This is a genomic window from Mangrovimonas futianensis (assembly GCF_021245805.1).
Taxonomy (GTDB): Bacteria; Bacteroidota; Bacteroidia; order Flavobacteriales; family Flavobacteriaceae; genus Mangrovimonas; species Mangrovimonas futianensis.
Genome location: NZ_JAJJNF010000001.1, coordinates 325,742 through 352,520, shown reverse-complemented (window position 1 = coordinate 352,520; position 26,779 = coordinate 325,742). Strand labels below are relative to the sequence as shown.

The window sequence follows — 26,779 nt, the reverse complement described above, 5'->3', positions numbered from 1 at the left end:
AAATATAAGAAAATGAATAATAAAGGTGCTATTTCAAATTTTATAGAAAAATATTATTTGCACTTTAATGCGGCCGCTTTGGTTGATGCAGCCAAGGCTTATGAGGATCAATTAAACAACGGTGCTAAAATGCTTGTTTCATTGGCAGGAGCTATGAGTACCGCGGAGTTAGGTAAAATATTTGCTGAGATGATTCGACAAGATAAAGTACAAATCATTTCATGCACAGGTGCCAATCTTGAAGAAGATATTATGAATTTGGTGGCTCATTCTCATTATGAAAGAGTGCCAAATTACCGTGATTTAACACCAAAGGAAGAATGGGATTTATTGGAGAAGGGACTGAATCGAGTTACTGATACTTGTATCCCAGAAGAAGAGGCTTTTAGGAGACTTCAAAAACACATTCATAAAATCTGGAAAGATGCAGAGGATAATGGGGAGCGCTATTTTCCTCATGAATTTATGTATAAAATGTTGTTGTCTGGTGTCTTAGAAGAATATTATGAAATAGATTTAAAAGACTCTTGGATGTATGCCGCAGCCGAGAAAAATTTACCAATTGTTGTTCCAGGGTGGGAAGACAGTACCATGGGTAATATATTTGCAAGCTATGTTCTTAAAGGAGAGTTAAAGGCTAGTACCATGAAATCAGGAATAGAGTACATGGCTTTTTTAGCAGACTGGTACACTGATAATTCTGAGAATGGAATTGGATTTTTCCAAATAGGAGGTGGAATTGCAGGTGATTTCCCAATTTGTGTAGTCCCTATGCTTTATCAGGATATGGAAAGAACAGATACGCCATTTTGGAGTTATTTCTGTCAAATAAGTGATTCAACAACGAGTTATGGTTCTTATTCTGGAGCTGTTCCAAATGAAAAAATCACTTGGGGTAAATTAGATATTGATACACCAAAATTTATTATAGAAAGTGATGCAACCATAGTTGCTCCGTTGATCTTTGCCTATTTATTAGACATGTAACCAAATAAAAAAATGATTAGAAAAATTGTTGATTACCAAAAATTAAACGGTGAAATTTTGGACCTTTTAGTTGAAAAATTTCCTGATGGTTATGATGATGATGATATCATATCATTCAGAAATGCCAAAAATGAAATTGTAGAGGCCGTGGAAGTAAGAACCGATGATACCATTTATTTAGTAAAAGTGGGCGTGCGTTTGGTTCAAGCCATGGAAAACTATTCTGAAGATGACGACGATGATAACGACGACTCTACAGAAGAAAAGGACTCTCTTGACATCGAGATGGAAGATGCCGAGATGGAAGAAGACGAAGATTAGTACAATTAATTTTCTTATTTTTTAAATGAAAACAGCTGTTTTTAAATCCTACAAAAAGGGATATTATACTTTTACATTTGAAAGTGGTGAAGACATGGTGTTTGAAGAAATTCATCCGCGTGTTCTGAAACAATTTGACCTTAAAAATGACAAAAGTTTGATTGATAAAGAGTTTAAATTAACTTTTGTTGAAATTTTTGAGGATGATGACCAAGATTTCGTAATTTACAGAGTGGAAAGTCTTAAGCCACTTTAAAATTTCATATTATGGAGACGTCATTTCACATGTCGTTGCCTTGTTTGAGTGTAAGGGAAACAAAAAGCTTTTATACCAATAACATAGGCGCAACCTTAGGTAGAGAGACCCAAACATGGGTGGATGTCAATTTGTTTGGACATCAACTTACCTTTATTAAAGCAGGCAAGTTTGATTTTAATAATCCAAATTATGTGTTTGAAGGTAAAATTTTGCCTTCTTTCCATTTTGGGATTATTGTTGATCAAAAGGTTTGGAATGATATATATGGAAAACTTAAAAATTTGAAACTTCAACTGGTGACCCAAGCCACTTTTTTGGAAGATCAAGCTGGTGAGCATAATTCCTTTTTTATAAAGGACCCTAATGGTTATATGCTAGAATTTAAAACTTTTAAAAACGAGGGAGAAACCTTTAAGAATTAATGTATCAAGTTGTTGCCTATCATGTGGCAAGTACCATCAATATAAAAACATGTAGACAAGAGCTGCAGCACGAACTGCAGCTCTTGTTTCATGACAGTGACGAACTTTTCTATAAAACTTCAGAAGATAAGTTTGTGTATATTTTCCATTACGGAATTGTTAGTTTTTTTAACCTCCAAACAGCAGAAATAGATGATGTTTTGGAGAAAATAAAGCCTTTTTGTAAAAACTATGATTCCAAAGTGCTTTCAGAAGATATGAAAGTGGAGATTCAACCAAATGCCTTAAGTGCTGAATTTGAAAAGGCTGTTCTTCCAAGGTTGGATAAAGAGATGATTCGCCTAGTGATGCTTAATACGTCACAATCTGTTGCATTAGACAAGTTTTCTGAGATAACAGAAGATCTTTTGGTGGAAACAAATAGTCATACACTTTTTCTAGAGCAAAAAGGGAAATTGGACATTTCGGGAGCCAAATTGAAACGTTTTATTGCTAAGGTTCTAAACATTAAAAATAAGATATCAGAACACTTATATATTTTTGATTCTCCTGATAGTACTTGGGGAAATGAGGAATTGGACACCTTAAACACACAATTAAAAAAGTCGTTTGATCTCCATGACCGATACCAACTTATTCACGATAGAATAGAGATCATTAAGGAAAATTTAGATCTTTTTAAGGATATTATGTATCACAGCGAGAGCAGCAAGCTGGAATGGATAATTATCATCCTTATATTGGTTGAAGTGATTGATCTATTTGTTGGTAAGATCTTTTTTTAAAGAATTCTCTTAAGGGCGTCGTAATAGGCTTTAGTAATGTGTAAGCCATTGTGCCCGCCATCTGTTATCATATTCAATTCTATATTCTGGGGGTTAAGATCCTTTAGTTTTTTGGCATTTAGGTCAGGGTTTACCAAAAAATCTCTTGTTCCACTGAATATTTTAATAGGGCAAGTTACTGCCTGGATATATTGGAATGTGGGAATGTCATAGCGAACCAAAAATTCGGGAACGGGTGGAGCTATTTGTTCCGAAACCAATATTTTCCATGAATAGTAAGGCGCATTCAAAATGAGCATTTTGGGATTGTTTTTAGAGGCTGCATAGGTAGCCAATCCACTACCTAAAGAATATCCGAGAACTATAATGTCCTTTTCAGCATAAGATTTTTTAGTGTAGTCATAAACCTTGAGGGCGTCATTTAATAATTGTTCGGTATTTTCATAAGCACCATCGCTTTTACCATATCCACGGTAGTCAAAAAAGAGGATGTCATAACCGTTGTCTAGGTATAATGGCGCTCGTTTCCCCCAATCATGAATGGCCCCGGCATTACCATGATAGTATAGTATGATACCTTTTGAGGGTTCTTTAGTTTTAAAAAGAAGGGCATTCAAATCAACGTTTTCTGCAACGGGAATATTGATTTCTTCAAAAGGTTGTTCAAATTGATAGGTGTAATCTTTCTTCAAAATTTTAGGGTTGAAGAAAAATTTCTCTTGTTTAAAATAGAGGAAGATGAAAAACAGGAGATGTAAAACTGCAATAACAATTAAAACTCTTACCGTTCTTCTAACAATCTTTTTAAAATTGATTTTCAAATATTACAGGGATTTAATCAGTTGCTTAAACAAAGTGATCATCTGGGGTTCTGCTTTATTGGCAATAGCCACAATTTCTTCCAAGCTCACTGGTTTCAGGTTATCTGGATCACATTCATCTGTTAAAACCGAAACAGCAGCAACATTTAATTTTAGGTGATTGGCTACGATGACTTCGGGAACAGTACTCATGCCTACAGCATCAGCTCCTATAATTTTTAACATTCTGTATTCTGCTTTGGTTTCAAGTTGAGGGCCGAACATACTGGCATAAACTCCCGAATGAAGCACGATTCCTTCCCTTTTTGCAATTTCTTTAAACTGCGTGTTTATTTCCAAATCATACGGTTGACTCATATCCACAAAGCGTTCTCCTAAGAGTGAAACACCTTTAAAGGCTAATGGAGAATCACCTTGAAGATTGATGTGGTCTTCAATAAGCATCAGCTCCCCTTTTTTATAATTGAGGTTAATAGCACCAGAGGCATTTGATACCAAAAGCGTATGGATGCCCAGTTTTTCCATGATTCGAACAGGGAAGGTTACGTCTTGCATGGTATACCCTTCATAAACATGAAAGCGACCTTGCATAACAATGACCTTTTTGCCTTCTAAAAGACCATAAATCAGTTTTCCTTTATGAAACTCAACTGTTGCCGTAGGAAAATTGGGAATGTGGTTATAACTTACCTCTTTGATTATTTCAATGTCATCTACCAATTGACCAAGCCCTGTTCCTAAAATAATTCCTACTTCTGCGTTTTCAAAACCGCGGCTTGTGAGATAATCAACAGTTTCGTTGATATAATTTATGGTGTAGTTAAACATGGTTATTCTTTAATTTTTGAGATATAAAGATAGGAAGATTGGTTTTGACAAACCAACAGGAAAATTATGATAATGAAGTTTTTATTTATTCTTTCTAAAAGACAAGCTTAAATTTTAAACGTAAAACCTTCTGAAACTTTTTGGTCATACTTTTCTTTGTCAAATTTGTGGAGGTAGGAACCCTTTCGGGAAGATTCCATATCCTTTTCATCCAGTCTGATTAAGACATCCAAAGAATTAATTTTACTTATAAAATTTCGTTTATCCAATTTGGTGTCCAAAATAGATTCGTACAGATTCTGAAGTTGTTTCATCGTGAATTTCTCAGGCAATAATTCAAAACCAATGGGTTTTGTGGAGGCTCTATAACGAAGTCTTCTAATGGCGTGTTTGACCATTTGGTCGTGGTCAAAAATCAGTTTAGGAGCCTTGTCAATACTAAACCATTGTGCAGAAAACTGCTCATTCAGTTCGTTGTTATGGTCTTCAATATTAATAAGGGCATAATAACTTACAGATATGGTGCGCTCCTGCGGATCTCGATCAATTTCACTGAATGTGTAAAACTGTTCCAAATAGACATCATCCAAACCAGTTAAGTGCTTTAAAACTCTACTAGCAGCATCATCTAAGTTTTCTTCTTGTTTTAAAAATCCACCAATTAATGACCATTTACCTTTCTCTGGTTCAAAGTCCCTTTTAATCAATAGGATTTTTAAACGATTGTTGTCAAAACCAAAAATGATACAGTCAACAGCCAAAAGAACCTTATCCTTTTCGTTATAGTTGTTCAACATAGGGGATTGAAATTATGGGTTGAAGATAATAAGAATGTTGGTGTTTTCATAGGTTTTATAGGTATTTACAAGAAAATAAATGTGTTTTATACATTTATTAATATGATAAATATAAGTCGATAAAAATAAATAAATGTCAATTTTACACGAAAATATTTGCGTATATCAAAAAACTTTGATTACTTTGAAAAGTGTAAATTAGACACTTATAAACTCTTTTAAACTAATTCTAAACTATTTTAATATGATAACAACCAAATTATCAATTGGGAATCATTTAAATTCTAAGTTAAAACACGGCTTATTTTTAATGATTTTGTTTTTGTTGTCTGCGAGTGGTTTCGCTCAACAGAAAAAAACAATTACTGGGACCGTGACTTCTCCAGAGGATAACTTGCCACTACCTGGAGTAAATGTCATTATCAAAGGAACCACTTCTGGTGTGGCTACTGATTTTGATGGAAATTATGCCATAGAGGCAGCTTCTAATGACATCTTGGTTTTTTCTTTTATCGGATTTCAAACTAAGGAAGTACCAGTTGGGGATAAGTCTGTACTTAATATTTCACTTGAAGAAAATGTTTCGGCCTTAAACGAAATCGTTGTAGTTGGGTATGGAACTAAAAAGAAGTCTGATTTAACAGGATCAGTAAGTGTCGTGGATGTTGAAGATGCACAAAAGACAATCACTTATGACGTGGCTAAAATGATTCAAGGTCAAGCGCCCGGAGTTACCGTACAATCTTCTGGGGAGCCAGGTGGATTTGTAAACATTAAAATTCGAGGTATTACATCTTTTAGAAACAATAATCCATTGTTTGTTATTGATGGAGTTATTGTAAATGATCCTTATGATTTTCCTACAGGAGATATTGAATCCATTCAAATTTTAAAGGATGCTTCTTCTGCCGCAATATATGGTGCACGTGGTGCTAATGGGGTAGTAATCATTACAACTAAAAAAGGTAAAGAAGGGAAAGTAGGTGTGAGCTACAAAAACACCATAGGTTTCCAAGATGTGCCAGAAAACAGATGGTATTCAATGATGAATAGAGAGGAGTATCAACGTATGATCCGTCAAGCTGAAACAAACAATCCTAATGTGCCTATTACTCCTGGAAACTACCCTGAGAGTGATCTTTTCATAAATGATGTGGATACTGACTGGCAGGATGAAGCTTTTAGAACAGGTATGATTGAAAACCATACTATAACATTTAATGGTGGTGCTGAGGCATTGAACTATAACGCGAATTTTGATTACTTCAAGAATACAAGTTATATGGAAACACCTCAGGCATATGAAAGATATAACGGTACAATCAATATAAATGGAGAAAAGGGAAGGTTTAAGTATGGAAGTAAATTAACCTATTCCCAATCAGATAAAGAAAACTTTAACGAGTATCTGGCTGGAACAAGTTCAATGATCAACTTGCTTCAAGCGATACCTACTATGCCTGTTTATGATCCAAACCGTCTAGGAGGCTATGGTGGTGCTGATAACTTGACACAAAAGGCGATTACCTTAAATGTGATTGGTTACAATAACTTAATTACCAATACCAATGAGAGAAACCGTTTTGTTGGTAATGTTTGGGGTGAATTGGAAATTTTAAAGGGATTGAAATATAAAATAAGTGTCAGTGCTGATAAATTGCATTGGAATAATAGATATTACAACCCTGCCAGTGATTTGGGATGGTACTACATAACTACACCAGCAGAGTCTAGATTGGATGTTAATACAGGAAGTACAACTAGGACAATTCTTAATAATTTATTATCTTATGATGTGACATTAGCAGAAAAGCATCAAATAAGTTTGTTAGCGGGGATGATTGAGGAACGCAACGATTTTCAAAGACACTTTTCTAGAGGAATTGGTTTTGAACCAGGTTCAATTCCTATGTTGCAATATGCCACAGACGATTTCTCTCAAGAACTTAAGACTACAGAAACTTATAAGTCTTATATCAGTAGATTGGATTATACATTTGCCGATAAGTATTTGTTAACAGCAAATTTCCGTCAGGATAGATCTTCAAAGTTTGCGCCAAAGAATAATGTAGGTAATTATTTCTCTGTTTCAGGTGCTTGGAAAGTTCATGAAGAAGAATTTATTAACTTCCCTTCTTGGTGGAATACTTTAAAACTAAGAGGAGGTTATGGGCAGTTAGGTAACAACACTATTGGGCTTTATGAATTTGCTCAAACTGTAAATGCCTTTGCTGGATATGTGTTTGGAGATACTGAAGCTCCTGGTTCGACAGTTGTGAAAATAGTTGATCCAGATATTAAATGGGAAGACACAGAGTCTACCAATGTTGCTGCTGAATTTGGATTCTTTGATAATAAATTGCAGTTTTCTGCTGAGTGGTTTAAGAAAAGATCTACAGATTTATTAGCTGATGTTCCAATTCCTTACTCTTCAGGTTCTTTCCCAATTAGGTTAACAACCAATGCAGGAACGGTTCAGAATACGGGGCTTGAATTTACTTTGAGTTATGGGAATTCTAATAAAGATTTCAAATACAACATCTCTGCCAATTTAGGAACTCTTAAAAACGAAGTACTTAAAATAGGAAACGATGATACGCCAATAACTGATGGTGTAGGTAGAACAGAAGTAGGAAGATCTGCAGGAGAATTATTTGCTTATGAAACTGAAGGTCTTTTCCAAAGCCAAGAAGATATAGATAACCATGCCTTCCAACCTAATGCAGCACCTGGAGATGTTAAGTTCCGAGATGTGAATGGAGATGGTTTAATTACTGATGCCGATAGAACTTTCCAAGGAACAGTAATTCCAAAGTTATCATACGGTTTGAACTTTAGCTGTAGTTATAAAGCGTTAGATTTCTCAATGTTCTTCCAAGGAGCGGCTGGACATAAAATTTACAACGGAACCTACAATGCTTTAATGACAGGAGACTATGTGAACAATCATACCGACATGAACAATTATTGGACACCAAATAATACCAACACGGATGTGCCTAGACCAGTCATTGGTGACCCTAATGCCAATAATAGAGCTTCTGATAGATTTATCGAAGATGGTGACTTTGTAAGATTACAAAGTTTGGAATTGGGTTATAACATTCCGCTTCCAGAAAACAAAATACTTCAAAGAGCTAGAGTATTTGCATCAGGACAAAACTTATTTGTAATAACTAATTACAGTGGATATGACCCAGACTTTATCAGTAATGGTTTATTTAATAGAGGATTTGAATTCGGATCTTTCCCTAACCCAAGAACAATAGCTTTTGGAGTACAGGTTGATTTTTAAAAATAATATGAAAATTGAAAAATATGAAAACTAAAAAGATACTATTTTCCGTAGCAATTGCATCATCCTTATTGATGACCAATTGTGTTAAAGAAGATGATTTAAATCAAGTAGATCCCAATGTGCAAACGGCCGATACATTTTGGGAAAATGAAAACGATGCGCTAAAAGGGGTTAATGCAGCTTATGGTAGTTTGTTGACTGATGGTACTTATATGCGTAGTACGCCGTTGTTGTTGGATTTGAAAAGTGACGGAGCTAGGAGTTTAAGCCCTTGGGGTGCTATGGCTAATGTTGGAAAGTTCAATACAAGTGTATCTGATGCCGCTATTTATGGGTGGGCGTTTGAAACCTATTATCAAGGGGTGTACCGTTCAAATCAAGTATTGGAAAATGTTCCAGCTATTGAAATGGATGAAGCCTTAAAGAATCGAATTTTAGGTCAAGCTCACTTTTTAAGAGGTTTATATTTCTTTCACTTAGTCAATATGTTCAAGAATGTGCCACTTCCTTTGACCAGCTTAGAAATTTATCATGAGCAAAAATCTCAAGAAGAGGGATGGGCTCAGGTTAAAGCAGATTTTATGGCAGCTTCAGAATTGTTGCCAGTTTCTTATGATGGTTTAGATGGACCAGATAGTGGTCATAAAGGAAGAGCAACCAAAGGTGCTGCATTAGCATATTTAGGGAAAGCCTATTTGTTTACTCAAGATTTTACCAATGCAAGAAATGCATTTGAAGATGTAATCAACTTAAATGTATACGACTTGGTGGCTAATTATAGAGATAACTTCACTACTGCCAATGAGAATAATGTGGAATCTATTTTTGAAGTTCAATTTAATAGAGATGCATTTGGTGTTGATTTAGGATGGGGTGGAGAACCTTCTTCTGGTTGGGGAAAAACTTCGGCTAGAGCTATTACCTATGCGCCGAGAGCATTTGGATGGACCGATGTTCAACCAACTTGGACACTGTACAACGATTATCAAATTGAAGCTACTATTGATGGTGAGGTCGATCCAAGATTGGATGCCACTATGTTTTACAACAAGCCAGGAGGTATGATGCTTTACGGACATGATTTTGCAACCTTTTATGCAAACAGCCCTGGAGATTTAAATGATTTGTTCTGTAGAAAATATCAAAATTCTGATGGAGAATTTGCAGATGAATTTGATTGGAGATCTGGAATTAATGAAAGAATCATGAGATATGCCGATGTGTTATTGATGTATGCTGAATGCTTAAATGAAACAGGAAGCACGCCGTTGGCTTATGATTATATTCAAATGGTAAGAGACCGCGTTAATTTACCTGATTTAAGCGTCACTCAACCAAATATGACCCAACAACAAATGAGAGATCAAATTGCTCATGAGAGATTCTTGGAATTTCCATTAGAGGGTCATAGATCAGATGATATTCGCCGTTGGGGATGGTTGCAAGATCCAGCCAAATTACAATGGTTAAAAGATAGAGATCCTGAGTTTCAAACGTATGTTCCAGGTAGAGAGTATTTCCCAATACCTCAATCTGAAATGGATAACAATCCTTTAGTTACACAACAGAACACGGGATACTAAAATATTTATATTTTTTTTGAATTGTTAGTCTTTAGTTTTGAAAAAGGCCGTGTCGAATAATCACGCGGCCTTTTTCATAAAATAATCAATGAAGTATGTTAAGAGTTAAAGCAGGAATTTTAGTGTTGGTATTATGTTTTGCACAAAACATGATAAGCCAAACCAAGGTGTCCTTTGAACCAAGCGATAGCGACCCCTTAATCAGTAAACACATTTATGGACATTTTGCAGAACATTTAGGAAGGTGCATTTATGATGGATTTTATGTAGGGGAGGATAGTAGCATTCCTAATACCAATGGAGTAAGAAATGATATCATTGAAGCTTTGAAGGCCTTAAAAATTCCCAATTTGAGATGGCCGGGAGGCTGTTTTGCGGATACCTACCACTGGAAAGATGGTGTGGGTCCTAAAGAAGATAGACCAACCATGGTAAACAAATGGTGGGGTGGTGTTGTTGAAGACAATAGTTTTGGAACCCATGATTTTTTAAATCTGTGTGAGGTTTTGGGTACAGAGCCTTATTTAGCGGCAAATGTGGGAAGTAGCACAGTTCAGGAATTTACAGAATATACACAATATGTTACACGAGAAGTAGGAGTTCCCATGTCGGATTATCGTGCTGAAAATGGTAGAAAAGAGCCATGGAAAGTGACATTTTGGGGTGTTGGTAACGAAATGTGGGGTTGTGGTGGTAATATGAGACCAGAACACTATGCTGATATTTATAGGCAATACGCCACCTTTATGACCGATTGGACGAATAGTGATGGGATGTTTAGAATTGCTTCTGGAGCTAATGTTGCCGATTATCATTGGACAGAAGTACTCATGAGAGACATTCCAAAAAGTTTGATTGAAGGAGTCGCATTACATTCCTATTCTTTTGTAGAATGGGATAAAAAAGGGTCTTCAACCAAATTTGATGAAAGCCAATATTTTTCTACGATGCAGACAGCTCTTAAAATGGAAGAATTGGTTGACAAACATGCCGCCATTATGGATAAATATGATCCAGAAAATGAAATAGCATTGGTAGTTGATGAATGGGGTGGATGGTATGAAGTGGAAGAAGGAACTAATCCAGGTTTCTTGTACCAACAGAATACCATGAGAGATGCTATGATTGCAGGTATCACTTTAAATATTTTTAATAATCGAGCAGATAGAGTTAAAATGGCCAATTTGGCACAAACTGTTAATGTATTACAGGCCGTAATCTTGACTGATGGAGATAAGATGTTATTGACACCTACCTATCATGTTTTGAAAATGTATAATGTGCATCAGGATGCCACTTTAATCCCAGTTAAATTTGAGTCACCTAGTTATGAATTTAATGGTGAAACTTTGCCAGCTATTTCAATTTCAGCATCAAAGGATCAGCAAGGGAAAAAGCATTTGTCTTTAGTAAACATAGATTCTAAAAAATCAAATGAAGTCGAACTTGATGTGGAAGCTTTGGGATTCAAAAAAGTTTCTGGAACCATTCTAAAGTCTGGAAAACTTCAAGATCATAACACTTTTGATTCACCAAACCAGATAACCCCTCAGGAGTTCGGTGATTTTAAGTTGAAAAAAGGAAAATTAACAGTAACCCTACCGCCATTTTCGGTGGTTGTCTTAGAGGGAGAATAAAATAATATTAAATGGTACGTCAAAAATTAAACTACTTAAAGGCTCTTCTTGGCCTCATGTTGATTCTAGTTTTAGGTTGTTCTAAGGAAGATGAAGTAACGCCACCACCATCAGGTGGAGATGGTAATAATGATCCGATAGAGGACACTTTTGACGGGCCAACCTATGCAGATGATTATACACCAATAGCCTCTTGGAGTAATAGAAGTCAATGGAATTTGGCCAATATTCATGACCCAACTGTTGTCAAGCAGGGAAACTATTGGTATATGTATCAAACAGATGCTTCATATGGGAATGCTCATGATGGCCATGGTCATTTTCATGGAAGGCGTTCTACAGATTTAGTAAACTGGGAATATTTAGGTAGTACCATGGATCAAGCCCCTACCTGGGTAAAAGATTCCATGAATGACAATCGTATTGCTATGGGGTTGCCCATTATTGAAAATCCGAACTACGGCTATTGGGCACCTGCTGTTACCGAAGTCAATGGTGTTTATAGAATGTACTACAGTTTAGTTGTCAATGAACTTATTGTGGGGACAGATAATTGTGCCTCATGGGGAGAGCGTCCTTATATTGGAATGATGGAAACAACCGATCTAGCTTCCAATAATTGGGAAGATAAAGGTATGGTTGTTACAGCGGTTCCAGATGGATTGGAAGATTATTATAGGGATAGCTGTAACGATTGGAGCGGTTATTACAAGTTTAATGCCATTGACCCCAGTTATATTCAAACCCCTGAAGGAGAGCATTGGCTTATTTATGGATCGTGGCATACCGGTATTGCTGCTGTTCAGTTAGATCCCATTACTGGTAAGCCTTTTCAATTGGAAACTATTGAAGATTATGGGACAAGAATTGCTGGAAGAGGTAATTTAAATAATAATAGATGGCAAGGTTTGGAAGGGGCAGAAATTATTTATAATGAAGATACAGGTTATTACTACCTCTTTTTAGCTTATGATGAATTGTCAAAAGCCTATAACACTAGGGTGGCAAGATCAACAAATATTTTAGGGCCTTACATTGGTATGGATGGAGGAAATGTTTCAGAAGGGGCCGAATGCTGGCCTATGCTGACCCATCCATATAAATTTGATTATCATACTGGCTGGGTTGGTTTTTCACACTGTTCCATATTCAAAGATCCTGTATCCCAAAAATGGTATTATGCTTCTCAAGCAAGATTACCAGAAGGAGTTCCAGGGATTAATGTGTCTAATGCAGTGATGATGGGACATGTTAGGGAAATAAGATGGACCTCAGATGGTTGGCCTGCAGTAGCTCCAGAAAGATTTGCCGATGTTCCAGAAACTGAAATTACAGAAGAAGATATTGTTGGTTCATGGCAACAAATAACGATGCAATATCAATATCAAGTACAACAAACAGCTGTCAATGTGAATTTTTATGCAGATGGAACCGTAGCAGGAGGAGTTTCGGGAACTTGGGAATTAGATAGCAATACCCGAACACTTTACATCAATGGAGCAGAATGTAAATTAATGGATGCTTGGGATTGGGAACGATCGCCAAGAAAAGTGACGATTACTTATACTGGATTTACAGATGACGGTAGACCAATTTGGGGTAAGAAAAATTAACGACCATGAAAAACTTTTTATTCGTCATAATAGGTTTAGCCAGTTTGGTGTCCTGTGATAATCAGAATAAGGTGAATCAAGAAGTAGCAACAGAAACTAAAGCGTCTGAAACTTCAAAACCTTTAAAAATTAATAATCCTATTATAAAGGATAAGTTTACTGCAGATCCTGCAGCTTTGGTTTATGAGGATACGGTTTATCTGTATGCGGGTCATGATGAGGCTCCCAATGATTTTCATTTTTACCGAATGAATGAATGGTTGGTTTTTTCATCAACCAATATGGTCGATTGGGAAGAGCACCCAGTACCATTAAAACCCACCGATTTTTCTTGGGCAAAGGGTGATGCTTGGGCGGCTCAGGTCATTGAGCGCAACGGTAAATTTTATTGGTACGTAACGGTTGAACATGACGATACACATCCTGGGAAAGCAATTGGAGTTGCAGTATCTGATTCACCAATAGGTCCTTTCAAGGATGCTTTGGGACGTGCCTTGGTAACCAATGATATGACAACAGATACGGATATCTCATGGGATGATATTGATCCAACAGTTTTTATGGATGGCGACCAAGCTTACCTGTATTGGGGAAATACAAAATGCTATTGGGCAAAATTGAAGGATAATATGATAGAGTTTGATGGGGATATTCATACGGTTGACCTTCCTCATTTTACTGAAGCGCCATGGGTTCATAAAAAAGGAGATTGGTATTATTTAAGTTATGCCTATCAATTTCCAGAGAAAACGGCCTATGCCATGAGTAAATCTATCGAAGGCCCTTGGGAGTATAAAGGTATTTTAAATGAATTGGCGGGGAATAGTAATACCAATCACCAAGCAATTTTAGAATATAAAGGCAAAGATTATTTTATTTATCATACTGGAGGCATTCAGCCAAATGGAGGCAGTTTTAGGAGATCGGTATGCATTGATGAATTAAAATATAACGAAGATGGTACCCTTAAGAGGGTTGTAATGACATCTGAGGGAATTCAAAAATAAAATCATGAAAAAAGGTAAGTATTATTTAACAGTGTTGTTGGCTTTGGTGTCATTATGTTCTTGCGCCCAAACTGACAAGCCTATTACCCACGATCCAGTTGTGGCTAAACAAGGAGATACCTATTATTTGTTTTGTACTGGACCAGGTATTACAAGTTTTACTTCCAAAGATTTAAAAAGTTGGAAACAGGGAGATCCTGTCTTTGCTGAGAGTCCCAAGTGGGCCAAAGAAGTTGCGCCTGGATTCAACGGGCATATTTGGGCTCCAGATATAACCCACCACAACGGAACATATTATTTGTATTACTCTATTTCGGCCTTTGGTAAAAACACTTCGGCTATTGGTTTAGTAACTAATAAAACGTTAAATCCTAAAGATCCTAATTATCAATGGGAAGATCAAGGTATAGTAATTCAATCAGTGCCAAATAGAGATATGTGGAATGCCATTGACCCTAATTTAATTTTTGATGAAAATGGAACGCCATGGATGTCTTTTGGTTCTTTTTGGAGTGGGTTGAAGATGGTCAAACTGAATCCAGATTTGAAAACCATGGCACAACCCGAGGAATGGTATCCTATAGCAAGTAGGGAGCGTAGTCCTGAAATTCCAGATGCCGATGCAGGAGATGCTGCCTTAGAAGGGCCTTTTATCTTCAAAAAGGGAGCCTATTATTATCTGTTTTTGTCATGGGATTACTGCTGCAGAGGAGAAAATAGCACCTACAAATTAGTGGTAGGTCGTTCAAAATCGGTAACTGGTCCATATCTGGATCAAGAAGGGAAACCACTTAATGAAGGTGGTGGCTCTTTAGTAATTGAGGGCAATAAAAATTGGTATGGGGTAGGCCATAACAGTGTTTTTACCTTTGAAGGGAAGGACTATAATTTTATGCATGGGTATGATGCCCATGACAAAGGATTGCCAAAATTAATAGTCAAAGAAATTACCTGGGTTGATGGCTGGCCAACTTTAAAGCCAATGGAGTAATATTTATACTTGATGTTTTTTTTGGATGAAAAATATGCTATAAATAACCAAATGAAATTTGAAAAACAGACATACAAACTCATATTATTAAGTATCTATATTGGCTTATTTCTAGGTGAAAGTGTAGGTTTTTCTCAATCAATTGCTTCATCAAAAGTAGGGCTTGGTTGGAGCGGAAATTCCATAAATACAGTCATCTTTAGAAATCAAGCCTTAACCTCTAATAACGAATTTCAATTTACAGCTTATTACAATCAAGAAGGTTACATGGTATTAGCCAAACGTTCCTTGGGAACTAATAAGTGGCTAAAACACATCACACAATATAAAGGGAATATTCAAGATGCCCACAACAGTATCAGCATAGCTATAGATAATGCTGGTTACTTGCATGTTAGTTGGGATCAACATAACTCTCCCTTGAGATATGCAAAAAGTATAGATCCTTTGGGAATTGAGTTATCTGAAGAATTAGAGATGACCGGTTTACTAGAATCTTCGGTTACGTATCCAGAGTTTCACAATTTGCCAAACGGTAAATTATTGTTTTTATATCGTTCTGGTGAATCTGGAAATGGCAATCTGGTAATGAATTTGTACAATCCAAAGTCAAAAGAATGGAAACAAATTCAGAACGATTTAATAAGTGGAGAAGATGCAAGAAATGCCTATTGGCAAACTACTATAGATAAATTAGGAAACATTCATCTTTCAAGGGTGTGGCGGGAAACATGGGATGTGGGTACTAATCATGATTTATGTTATGCGATATCAACCGATAATGGCCTTACTTGGGAAAAATCAAATGGTGAGAAATATCAAATTCCTATAATCAAAGAAACTGCAGAAGTGGCTTGTTATATCCCCCAGGGAAGTAATTTGATTAATCAGACTTCCATGGATACAGATTCAGAAGGAAATCCTTTTATTGCTTCTTATTGGAGCTTGCAAGGAGGCACACCGCAATATAAGGTGGTTTATCACAAAGATGATAATTGGCATTTAATGGATACCGACTTCCACAAAACGGCTTTTAGTTTGACTGGTGGAGGAACTAAAAGGATTCCGTTGTCCCGACCAAAAATTTTAGTAGGTGACCAGGGTGTTTACGTTTTGTTTAGAGATGAGGAGATGGGTAATAGAATGACCCTTGCCAAGACGAATTTGAATAAAGTTAATTGGGAATTAAGCGATATTTCAAATATAGAAGTTGGTCAATGGGAACCAAATTACGATGTAAATCAATGGAAAACCAAAAATGAAATCCATGTGTTTTCGCAAAAAGTATCCCAAATTGACGGTGAAGGTCTAGATAAAATAGATCCGCAGCCAATTTACATTGTTGAATTTAGAGATAATTAATAGGACAAAATAAGAATGAATTTTAGCAAAATTATTATAGGAAGTTTAATATGTCTTTGGGTAGTTTCTTGCAAACAAAAGGAACAAAGTAGTTTGCAGGTTCCCAAAGAAAATGACTTTCTTGTAGCTATTGACAGTACCCTACAGTTGGCTGTAGAACAATATTCTTACCTAAGTCAACAAGTTGAACCAGGGGTTTACCCTAGGACCTTCCAAAATGATAGTTTGGTTACCAGTGATTCAGGTTGGTGGTGTAGTGGTTTTTATCCGGGAACTTTACTCTACCTAGATGAAGCTATTGATGCTCCCAAACTAAAAGAAGAAGCCATTTCATTTATGGCCGATTTGAAACGAGAGCAATATAACAAATCAACCCACGATTTAGGCTTTATGATGTATTGCAGTTTTGGAAATGCCAATAGGTTACAACCTAACCCAGAATATCAAGACATATTATTGAATAGTGCTAAATCCTTAGTGACACGATATAATGATACCGTTCAAGCAATTAGGTCTTGGGATAGTGCGCCTTGGAATAGGGCAGGAGAAGATGATTTAGTGGTCATAATTGATAACATGATGAATTTAGAAATGTTATTTTGGGCTACAGAATATACTCAAGATAGTACCTATTATGATATAGCTGTAAAACATGCTGACAAAACTTTGAGAAATCATTTTAGAGAGGATTATAGTTCTTATCATGAAGTTATCTATGACGAAGCAACGGGAGATGTCAAAGCTCAAATAACAAGACAAGGAGCTTCTGATTCTTCAGCATGGGCTAGAGGTCAAGCTTGGGGATTGTATGGGTATGTTGTTATGTATCGTTTTACACAGGACCCAAAATATCTAAATCAAGCACAACAAATTGCGGAGTTTATTTTAACTCATTCAAATCTTCCCGATGATCAAATACCTTATTGGGATTATGATGCACCGAAAATTCCAAACACTTATAGGGATTCATCGGCTGCTGCTATCATGGCTTCCGCATTTTTGGAACTCAGTACCTTTTCCGATGAAGGAAAATCAGAAACCTATTATCAAAGTGCTGAAAGAATTTTGAAAAACTTGATGACACCACATTATTTGGCTCAGAAAGGAAAAAATGGCGGGTTTCTTTTAAAACATGGGGTAGGTGATTTACCCAATAATAGTGAAATAGATGTGCCTTTGACTTACGGCGATTACTATTTTGTTGAAGCCATGATAAGATACAAGGAATTAAATACAAACAGAAGAAATAATTCTTAATGAAAAGAATAAATCAAATATTGATTTTTGGAGTTTCCTTATTGATATTCAATTGCAATACTGAGACTCAGGTTACAAAAGTAGAGGAACCGGGTTCCGGTATGGGGTATCCCATTGAACCTGTCGACATTCAGCATGTCAAAGTAACTGATGATTTTTGGTTGCCCATCATTAAACGGGTTCAAGAAAAAACCATAGACTATGCCATTGCAAAATGTGAAGAAGAAGGGCGGTTTGATAATTTTTTGATAGCAGGAGGTCAAATGAAAGGTGAAGTAAGAGGAGAAATGCCGTTTGATGATACAGACGTCTATAAAATTATAGAAGGAGCATCCAATTCTTTAATTAGTGCACCAAATAAGGAATTGGAAACCTTGGTAGATTCCTTGGTTTCTATTATAAAAGTAGGTCAAGAAAAGGATGGTTACCTAACCACATGGCGAACCATTGACCCTGCAAAACCCCCTGCAACTTGGGTTCAAACTCCTAAAGGGGAACGTTGGGATGGGTTATTTATGAGTCATGAGTTATACAATGCGGGTCATTTGTATGAAGCAGCTGCAGTTCATTACCGAGCAACAGGGAAAAGAAACTTTTTGGATATAGCAATAAAAAATGCTGATTTAATGGTGAAAACCTTCGGTGATGAGGAAGGAAAAATAAAGGCTGTTCCGGGACATCAAATTATAGAGTCTGGTTTAATAAAGTTATATCAGATTACTGGAAATGAAGAATACATCAATTTAGCTAAATACTTTTTGGATAATCGTGGAAACCCTGAAAATCATGACTTATTTGGGCCTTATTCTCAAGATAGTATTCCTGTAATCCAACAGGAAGAAGTTGTTGGTCATTCGGTAAGAGCCGTTTATATGTATGCAGCCATGACAGATATTGCTGCTATCCAGAATGATAGTTTATATGAAGCAGCAGTAAACAAATTATGGAACAATATGGTATCCAAAAAAATGTATATCACGGGAGGTATTGGAGCAAAACATGACGGCGAACAGTTTGGGGCTAATTATGAACTACCTAACCTAACAGCTTATAATGAAACTTGCGCAGCCATAGGCGATGTGTATTGGAATCACAGAATGCACAATTTGTATGGTGACGTTAAATATTTTGATGTTATCGAAAGAACGTTATACAACGGTTTAATTTCTGGTTTGTCATTAGAAGGCACCAACTTTTTCTATCCAAATGCCTTGGAGTCTGATGGAGTTTACAAATCCAATCGTGGTTCATGTACGCGTCAAGCTTGGTTTGATTGTTCGTGTTGTCCTACTAACGTGATTCGTTTTGTGCCATCTATTCCTGGTTTGATTTATTCGAAAGGAAATAATTCGGTTTACGTGAATTTATATGCATCCAATGAAGCCGAAATAGATTTAAATGGAAAAGCTGTTAAAGTTACCCAAAGCACATCCTATCCATGGAATGGAACGGTAAACATGACTGTTGAAGCAGACTTTGAAGTAAAAGTAAAATTCCGTGTGCCTGGTTGGAGTAGAAATGAAGTGTTGCCAAGTGATTTATATTCTTATGCAAATTCTTATGAATCACAACCTACTTTATCCATCAATGGAGAAAAGGTAGAAACAGCTATTCAGGATGGTTATTTAGAAGTTACAAGAAACTGGAGTGCAGATGATGCCATTGAAATCCATTTCCCAATGGAAGTTCGTGCCGTAAAAGCAAATGAAAACGTGGAAGAAGATAGAGGTAAATTATCTCTGGAGTATGGTCCTTTAGTATATGCAGTAGAAGAAGTGGATAACCCAAATTTCGATACTATTTCAGTGTCAGCAAATGACCAATTTTCAGTTCAAAAAGAAGATATCTTAGAAGGTGTCAATACCATTTCAAATGATCAATTAAAAGCAATTCCTTATTATACTTGGTCAAATCGTGGCGTAAACAAAATGAAGGTTTGGTTGCCGGAAACAAAAAACAATAACTAATTCATTTCAGCCTAGAGTTGAAGACTATATATGAAATCAGATAATCAAAAATTAAGCATCCTTGAAAAAATAGGATATGGTTCAGGCGATGCAGCAGTAAACGTTGTAATTTCTTCAATGTTCTTAATCATCACCTTCTTTTATACCGATGTGTATGGGTTGAAACCAAAGGACATGGCGGTATTATTCCTTTTGGTTCGATTGATAGACGCCATTACAGACCCGTTAATGGGATTGATTACTGATAAGTTTACAACCAAATGGGGAAGGTATAGACACTATTTTCTTTATCTATCAGTCCCGTTTGGTATTTCCGTTTTTTTGACGTTTACCACCCCAGGTTTTGATTATACAGGAAAGCTTATTTATGCTTACATCACCTATATTTTTGTGACCATCATGTTCACATCTGTGACAATTCCCTATATCTCATTAATTAGTGTTTTGACCAGTGACCCACAAGAAAAATTATCGGCTAATGGATACCGATTATTTTTTGCAAAGATTGCCGCCTTTTTAGTGTCAATTGTAGTGCCAATTTTAGCAGAAAAACTAGGAAAAAATGACTTGGCTAGAGGTTATCAATTAGCAATGGGAATCATGGCCCTCATGGGAACCCTGTTATTCCTTTTTAGCTTCTTTACAACCAGAGAACGTGTAGAGCATAAAGTAGATGACAAACCGCTATTGGAGCAATTTAAATTATTGATTAAAAACGGACAATGGACATTGCTGTTTGGGGTTTGTTTCACAGGGACCGTGGGTTATGTAATTCGTGGTTCGGTAGCTATTTTTTACGCTAAATATTTTCTGGGTGGTGATGCCAGCGTGCAATCAACGTTTATGGGAACGGGCGTTGCAGCAGCTATATTGGCGATGCCTGTATCCACTTTGATTACCAAGCATTATTGTAAAGTCAAGATGTTTAAATATACCCAATTGGCAGTGGGTGTTATTAGTGTGATTATGTTTTTTATGATTAAACCCGGTGATATGATGTTGGCCTATATTTTATATTTCATCTTATCATTTGTAGTCGATTTACATGCGCCTGTTTTCTGGTCTGCCATTGCAGAAGCAGTGGATTATGGACATGCAGAAACGGGTAAACGGGTATCTGGATTATCTTTTGGAGGCATTTCATTCGCTCAAAAATTTGGAATGGGAATCGCGGGAGCAGCCGTTGGATATTTGTTAGATTTCTTTGGATACATTCCTGATACAGTACAAAGCGAAACAGCATTGGTTGGTATTGCCCTCATGTTAACGATTATTCCGGGAGTCTTCCATGTGATAATGGGATTATTGATGTTCCGATACAAAATTACCGATTCATATTACGAAACAATCAAAGCAAAATTGAATATTTAAAATGGATACAAGCCGATCAAATAAACTTATTGTATTGCAACGTGCCGATCCGTTTATTTATAAACATACGGATGGTTATTACTATTTCACAGGTTCGGTGCCTACCTATGACGTTATTGAACTCAGACGTGCTAAAACCATAAATGAATTGCAAGATGCTGAAACATTTAATGTGTGGAAAAAGCATGATAGCGGACCTATGAGCCGCCATATTTGGGCACCAGAAATACATTATTTAGACGGAAAATGGTATGTGTATTTTGCGGCTAGTGAAGAGGAAGATATTTGGAAACTAAGACCATATGTGTTGGAGTGTTCAGGTCAAGATCCTTTAAATGATGAATGGATTGAACTGGGACAAATGCAACCCGCCGATGGAGATAACAAAACGTTTATCGATTTTTCTCTTGATGGAACCGTTTTCGACCACAATGGAAAGCGCTATTTCTGTTGGGCTGAGAAAACAGGGGGGCAATTTGCTGCTTCTAATTTGTATTTGGCTGAAATGGAATCACCCATAAAATTAAAAACCACCCAGTTTATGCTCACCACTCCAGATTACGATTGGGAGCGCATCGATTTTTGGGTCAATGAAGGACCTGCAGTCATTAAAAACAACGGTAAAATTTACATCACTTTTTCTGCAAGTGCGACTGGAGCATGTTATTGTATGGGACTTATGGAAGCAGATGAAGATGCCGATTTATTAGATAGAAATTCTTGGAAGAAATCCAGATATCCTGTTTTGCAGACTAATGAAAAGAAAGGGATTTATGGACCAGGGCACAACTCTTTTACAGTTGATGAGAATGGAAAACCATTAAGTGTTTACCACGCTAGAGATTATGAAAAGGCAGTTGGTGATCCAGAATTTGTCCCAAAATCCGATAAGCGACCTTTGGAAGAAATAATAGCAGATCCATTATATGATCCAAACCGTCACGCCCGAGTGATGGAAGTAAAATTTGATGATAACGGCAGACCCATTTTCGAATATTATTAAAATGAAACATTCATTTTTTAAATACACGTTTTTAATTGCCATAACTCTTGGGATTTGTTTGAGTTGCATGGAGCAGGAAGCAACTCCAGAAAAAGGTTCTGGGTCTACAGAAGTGGCTCATTTGCAGGTGGACTTAAGTGATACTGGGATAAAAGTCCAACCAACCATGTATGGTATTTTCTTTGAAGACATCAACTTTGCCGCAGATGGAGGGTTATATGCTGAAATGATTAAAAATCGCTCGTTTGAATTTTTGTTGCCAAAAATGGGATGGAGTGAACCAAATAGCAATAAACACAGTCATAATAATGAATCTGGGATCTTAAATCCTATTCAATATACTGGTGAAAATTTCAACCATCGCTATGCTCGTGTTGAGGTGAAAGGACCGAACTACGAATTAATTAATGAAGGATTCCGTGGTATGGGTGTCAAAAAAGATGGGAAATATAACTTGACGCTTGATGCCAAAAAAGTAAGCGGTGAAATCAAAAAAATACAAGTTCAATTAATAGATACACTTCAAAATGTTTTAGGTGAAGCATTTATTATTCCCGATGGTGAAACTTGGAAAAACTACAAGGCTCAATTAACTGCCTCAAAAACTTATGGAAAAGCGCAGCTTAAATTGACATTTGAGGGTACAGGAGTTATTGATTTGGATATGATTTCCATGTTTCCAGAAGATACATGGAAAGGAAGAGAAAGAGGGTTGAGAAAAGACTTAGTGCAATTATTAGCTGATTTAAATCCTGGGTTTTTGAGATTTCCAGGAGGCTGTATCGTTGAAGGTAGAACTTTGGAAAGACGTTACCAATGGAAAAAAACAGTTGGAGATATAATAGATCGTGAGGTATTGGTAAACCGTTGGAATACCGAATTTATGCACAAATTCACTCCAGATTATTATCAAAGTTTTGGATTGGGCTTCTTTGAATATTTCCAGCTTTCTGAAGATTTAGGTGCAGAACCATTGCCTATTTTAAGTTGCGGGATTGCCTGCCAATTTAATACAGGTGAACTTGTCCCTATGGAAGAATTGGATCCCTATGTACAAGATGCTTTGGATTTAATAGAATTTGCCAATGGAAGTGTTTCTACAGAATGGGGAAAACTGCGTGCAGAAATGGGACATCCTGAACCATTCAACTTAAAATACATAGGAATAGGTAATGAACAATGGGGAGAAGTTTACATAGATCGATATAAAGTCTTTCATCAAGCGATTAAAGAAGTCTATCCAGAGATTGTGATTGTGTCTGGTAGTGGTCCATTTCCTGATGGAGATTATTTCGAGTACGGTTGGGAACAGCTTAAGGCCATGAATGCTGAAATTGTTGATGAACACTATTACCGATCACCCGAGTGGTTTTTAGAAAATGCAGCCAGGTATGATGGCTATGACCGTAAGGGACCAAAAGTTTTTGCAGGTGAATATGCAGCGCATCCGAAAGATGTGGAAGATGGCCCCAAGGAAAACAATTGGGAAGGCGCACTTGCTGAAGCTGCTTTTATGACTGGTTTGGAACGTAATGCAGATGTGGTAACAATGACATCTTACGCACCTTTAATGGCTCATATTGACGCATTTCAATGGGCTCCCGATATGATCTGGTTTAATAACTTGGAGTCTTATGGTACACCCAATTATTATGTTCAAAAACTTTTCGCTAATAACCCTGGTACCGATGTGGTCCATATTACAAAAAATGGGGAAGTGCTCGCAGGTGAGGGTGATTTGTATGCGTCAGCCGTAAAAGATAGCAACACTGGAGAGTTGATTATAAAGATCATTAATGCTTCCAAATGGAGTCAGAAGATTCAAATTGGAATACAAAATGGAGCTATTCATGATACAGCCGAACATGTTGTTTTAAAAAGCGAGGAATTATCAGATTCAAACACATTTGAAACTCCAGAAAAAATTAGCCCAAAATCAATTGAAATCAATGTAAATGATGAGCAAATTGAGTTAGAATTACAGTCTAACTCAGTAAATATGTTAAAAGTAAAAATTAAAAGTGTATAAAATACACTTAAATTAATCTAAAACGTATCTTTGTTAAGCAAACTAAAGTAGTAAAGATGAAAACATATGTTATAGGGTTAGATTACGGTTCAGATTCTGTTCGTGCCGTTTTAATTGATACCCAAAATGGTGCAGAATTGGCTTCAGAGGTTTTTTGGTATCCTAGATGGAAGCAAAATAAATATTGCAATCCAGGAATTAATCAGTTCCGTCAACATCCCCTGGATCATATTGAGGGATTGGAGCATACTATTACTTCTGTAATGAACCAAAGTGGTGTTAATCCCGAAGCTGTTAAAGGGATATGTATTGATACCACAGGATCATCTCCTATGCCTTTGACTGTTGATGGGACTCCATTGGCTTTAGTAGAAGGATTTGAAGAAAACCCAAACGCCATGATGGTGCTTTGGAAAGATCATACATCAGTAAAAGAGGCCAATGAAATTAATGAATTGGCTCGCTCTTGGGGAGGTGAAGATTACACCAAGTTTGAAGGGGGTATTTATTCTTCAGAATGGTTCTGGGCCAAGATTTTGCATATAGCAAGAGAAGATAAACAAGTGAAGGAACAGGCTCATACTTGGATGGAACATTGTGATTTCATAACCTACCTTTTAGCTGATAATAAGGATTTAAAATCTTTTAAAAGAAGTCGATGTGCGGCAGGACATAAAGCCATGTGGCATGAGAGCTGGGGCGGTCTGCCTGCCAAGGAATTTTTATCCCAGTTAGATCCTTATTTGGCAGATTTAAAGGATAACTTATACGAACACACGTTCACATCAGATGATATAGCAGGTCATTTAAACGAAGAATGGGCGGAAAAATTGGGACTTACAACCAAAACGATCATTGCCGTTGGAACTTTTGATGCGCATTCAGGAGCGGTTGGAGCTAAAGTAGATCACAATGCGTTGGTTCGCGTTATGGGAACTTCAACCTGTGATATTATGGTATCCCCCAACGAGGTGATTGGAGATAATTGTGTGAAAGGAATTTGCGGACAAGTAGATGGTTCTGTGATTCCCGGGATGATTGGTTTGGAAGCAGGACAATCAGCATTTGGTGATGTATTGGCTTGGTTTAAGGATGTCCTTTCCTGGCCCATAGATAATTTGGTAATGACCTCAAATGTTTTGACCGATGATCAAAAGAAATCCCTAAATGACGAAATAGAAGCTAAGTTTATTAGAACCTTAGCAGAACAGGCAGAGCGTATACCTATTTCTGAGGCTATTCCAATTGCCTTGGATTGGGTCAACGGAAGACGAACTCCAGACGCTAATCAAGAGTTGAAGAGTGCCATTTCTGGAATATCCTTAGGGACCAAAGCACCTCACATTTTCAAAGCTTTAGTGAACTCTATTTGTTTTGGATCTAAAATGATTGTTGATCGTTTTGAAAGTGAAGGTGTGAATATTGATTCCGTCATCGGCATTGGTGGTGTAGCTAGAAAATCCCCGTTCATTATGCAGACCTTGGCAAATGTCTTGAACATGCCTATTAAAGTTGCCGAGTCTGATCAAGCACCTGCTTTAGGAGCTGCTATCTACGCAGCAGTTGCGGCAGGCATATATGAAGATGTTATTGAGGCAAGCAAGGTGATGGGAAGTGATTTTGAAGCTGAATATTTTCCACAGTCAGAACAAGTGAAAATTTACGCCAATTATATGGAGTCCTACAAGACCTTGGCGGCATTTATTGAAAGTACTTTAAATCAAAAGAAATATGAGCACCAAGTATAAATCATTAAAAGAAGAATGTTATGAAGCCAATATGCAACTCAATGCTCTTGACTTGGTTGTGTATACCTTCGGAAATGTTAGTGCTGTAGATCGTCAAAATGGTGTATTTGCCATTAAACCAAGTGGCGTTCCTTATGAGGTTTTAAAACCAGAAGACATAGTCATTCTAGATTATGATAATAATATAGTAGAAGGCAGTATGAGACCATCTTCTGATACCAAAACGCATTCGTTTTTATACAAAAACTGGGATGATATTGGAGGTATCGCCCATACTCATGCCAAGTATTCCGTTTCTTGGGCACAAGCACAAAGGGATGTTCCAATTTTTGGGACTACTCATGCCGACCACTTAACAGCTGATATACCTTGTGCGCCACCTATGAGTGATGATTTGATTGCGGGTAATTATGAACACAATACAGGCATTCAAATCATTGATTGTTTCAAAGAAAAAAATCTGTCTCACCAAGAGGTCGAAATGGTGCTTATTGGAAACCATGGACCTTTTACCTGGGGTAAAAATGCTGATAAAGCTGTATATAATAGCAAAGTATTAGAGGTAGTAGCTGAAATGGCCTATTTGACATTGCAGATTAATCCTGAAGCACCTCGATTAAAAGATTCATTAATTAAAAAACACTACGAGCGTAAACATGGTAAAAATGCCTATTACGGTCAATAAATATTAAA

At 36.7% G+C, this 26,779-nt stretch carries 22 protein-coding genes; 19 read left to right on the top strand and 3 right to left on the bottom strand.

Features of this window, described 5'->3' with window-relative positions; all coding sequences use genetic code 11:
• The first annotated feature begins 12 nt into the window (after nucleotides 1-12).
• From LOK78_RS01595 to LOK78_RS01575, 5 genes are read left to right on the top strand one after another with little or no spacing between them, the layout of a single operon-like run.
• A complete protein-coding gene (locus tag LOK78_RS01595; protein WP_053971257.1) occupies nucleotides 13-987 on the top strand; it encodes a deoxyhypusine synthase family protein in 975 nt (324 codons plus the stop codon).
• Between the two features lie 12 nt (nucleotides 988-999).
• On the top strand, nucleotides 1,000-1,308 hold the full coding sequence (locus LOK78_RS01590; protein ID WP_053971258.1) for a hypothetical protein: 309 nt from the start codon (nucleotides 1,000-1,002) through the stop codon (nucleotides 1,306-1,308).
• Nucleotides 1,309-1,333: 25 nt separating this feature from the next.
• Complete coding sequence (locus LOK78_RS01585) at nucleotides 1,334-1,564, top strand: hypothetical protein (protein ID WP_053971259.1); 231 nt, start codon at nucleotides 1,334-1,336, stop codon at nucleotides 1,562-1,564.
• Between the two features lie 11 nt (nucleotides 1,565-1,575).
• Entirely contained in the window at nucleotides 1,576-1,989 is a 414-nt protein-coding gene (locus LOK78_RS01580) for a VOC family protein (protein ID WP_232394056.1), read from the top strand.
• Nucleotides 1,989-2,774, top strand: a complete 786-nt coding sequence (locus tag LOK78_RS01575; protein ID WP_232394055.1) for an RMD1 family protein — start codon at nucleotides 1,989-1,991, stop codon at nucleotides 2,772-2,774. Before LOK78_RS01580 ends, LOK78_RS01575 begins: the two co-directional genes overlap by 1 nt.
• Here the strand turns inward: LOK78_RS01575 and LOK78_RS01570 are convergent.
• From LOK78_RS01570 to LOK78_RS01560, 3 genes are all read right to left on the bottom strand, one after another.
• Nucleotides 2,771-3,595: an alpha/beta hydrolase gene (locus LOK78_RS01570; RefSeq protein ID WP_232633271.1), complete on the bottom strand. Its 825-nt coding sequence runs from the start codon at nucleotides 3,593-3,595 to the stop codon at nucleotides 2,771-2,773. The genes LOK78_RS01575 and LOK78_RS01570 overlap by 4 nt on opposite strands.
• A 3-nt stretch (nucleotides 3,596-3,598) precedes the next feature.
• Complete coding sequence (locus LOK78_RS01565; protein ID WP_232394053.1) at nucleotides 3,599-4,423, bottom strand: purine-nucleoside phosphorylase; 825 nt, start codon at nucleotides 4,421-4,423, stop codon at nucleotides 3,599-3,601.
• 107 nt (nucleotides 4,424-4,530) lie between these two features.
• Nucleotides 4,531-5,220 carry an NUDIX hydrolase gene (locus tag LOK78_RS01560; protein WP_166957731.1) on the bottom strand — a complete coding sequence of 230 codons (690 nt, stop codon included), beginning with the start codon at nucleotides 5,218-5,220 and terminating at the stop codon, nucleotides 4,531-4,533.
• Nucleotides 5,221-5,464: 244 nt separating this feature from the next.
• Between LOK78_RS01560 and LOK78_RS01555 the strand changes: the two genes are divergently transcribed.
• The 14 genes from LOK78_RS01555 to LOK78_RS01490 all read left to right on the top strand — a co-directional run bounded on the left by LOK78_RS01555 (nucleotide 5,465) and on the right by LOK78_RS01490 (nucleotide 26,771).
• A complete protein-coding gene (locus tag LOK78_RS01555; RefSeq protein ID WP_232394052.1) occupies nucleotides 5,465-8,515 on the top strand; it encodes a SusC/RagA family TonB-linked outer membrane protein in 3,051 nt (1,016 codons plus the stop codon).
• A 23-nt stretch (nucleotides 8,516-8,538) separates the two neighbouring features.
• Nucleotides 8,539-10,101, top strand: coding sequence for a RagB/SusD family nutrient uptake outer membrane protein (locus tag LOK78_RS01550; protein WP_232394051.1), 1,563 nt, complete (start codon nucleotides 8,539-8,541; stop codon nucleotides 10,099-10,101).
• 95 nt (nucleotides 10,102-10,196) lie between these two features.
• Nucleotides 10,197-11,738, top strand: a complete 1,542-nt coding sequence (locus LOK78_RS01545; protein WP_272490911.1) for an alpha-N-arabinofuranosidase — start codon at nucleotides 10,197-10,199, stop codon at nucleotides 11,736-11,738.
• Between the two features lie 11 nt (nucleotides 11,739-11,749).
• Nucleotides 11,750-13,351, top strand: coding sequence for an arabinan endo-1,5-alpha-L-arabinosidase (locus tag LOK78_RS01540; RefSeq protein WP_232633270.1), 1,602 nt, complete (start codon nucleotides 11,750-11,752; stop codon nucleotides 13,349-13,351).
• Between the two features lie 5 nt (nucleotides 13,352-13,356).
• Nucleotides 13,357-14,358 (top strand): glycoside hydrolase family 43 protein, encoded by a 1,002-nt coding sequence (locus tag LOK78_RS01535; protein ID WP_232633269.1) that lies wholly within the window; start codon nucleotides 13,357-13,359, stop codon nucleotides 14,356-14,358.
• Nucleotides 14,359-14,362: 4 nt separating this feature from the next.
• A complete protein-coding gene (locus LOK78_RS01530) occupies nucleotides 14,363-15,349 on the top strand; it encodes an arabinan endo-1,5-alpha-L-arabinosidase (RefSeq protein ID WP_232633268.1) in 987 nt (328 codons plus the stop codon).
• A 51-nt stretch (nucleotides 15,350-15,400) separates the two neighbouring features.
• Entirely contained in the window at nucleotides 15,401-16,711 is a 1,311-nt protein-coding gene (locus LOK78_RS01525; RefSeq protein WP_232633267.1) for a BNR repeat-containing protein, read from the top strand.
• Between the two features lie 15 nt (nucleotides 16,712-16,726).
• Complete coding sequence (locus LOK78_RS01520) at nucleotides 16,727-17,968, top strand: glycoside hydrolase family 47 protein (RefSeq protein WP_232633266.1); 1,242 nt, start codon at nucleotides 16,727-16,729, stop codon at nucleotides 17,966-17,968.
• A complete protein-coding gene (locus LOK78_RS01515) occupies nucleotides 17,968-19,935 on the top strand; it encodes a glycoside hydrolase family 127 protein (protein WP_232633265.1) in 1,968 nt (655 codons plus the stop codon). The genes LOK78_RS01520 and LOK78_RS01515 overlap by 1 nt, the downstream gene beginning before the upstream one ends.
• 30 nt (nucleotides 19,936-19,965) lie before the next feature.
• The gene (locus tag LOK78_RS01510; protein ID WP_166957712.1) at nucleotides 19,966-21,306 is read left to right on the top strand and encodes an MFS transporter; all 1,341 of its coding nucleotides are present in this window, start codon (nucleotides 19,966-19,968) and stop codon (nucleotides 21,304-21,306) included.
• Between the two features lies 1 nt (nucleotide 21,307).
• Nucleotides 21,308-22,309, top strand: coding sequence for a glycoside hydrolase family 43 protein (locus LOK78_RS01505; protein ID WP_232633264.1), 1,002 nt, complete (start codon nucleotides 21,308-21,310; stop codon nucleotides 22,307-22,309).
• A 67-nt stretch (nucleotides 22,310-22,376) separates the two neighbouring features.
• Nucleotides 22,377-24,338, top strand: coding sequence for an alpha-L-arabinofuranosidase family protein (locus LOK78_RS01500; protein ID WP_232633505.1), 1,962 nt, complete (start codon nucleotides 22,377-22,379; stop codon nucleotides 24,336-24,338).
• A 56-nt stretch (nucleotides 24,339-24,394) separates the two neighbouring features.
• The gene (locus tag LOK78_RS01495) at nucleotides 24,395-26,086 is read left to right on the top strand and encodes a ribulokinase (RefSeq protein ID WP_232394042.1); all 1,692 of its coding nucleotides are present in this window, start codon (nucleotides 24,395-24,397) and stop codon (nucleotides 26,084-26,086) included.
• Nucleotides 26,070-26,771 carry an L-ribulose-5-phosphate 4-epimerase gene (locus LOK78_RS01490; protein ID WP_053971275.1) on the top strand — a complete coding sequence of 234 codons (702 nt, stop codon included), beginning with the start codon at nucleotides 26,070-26,072 and terminating at the stop codon, nucleotides 26,769-26,771. The genes LOK78_RS01495 and LOK78_RS01490 overlap by 17 nt, the downstream gene beginning before the upstream one ends.
• The last annotated feature ends 8 nt before the right edge of the window (nucleotides 26,772-26,779 follow it).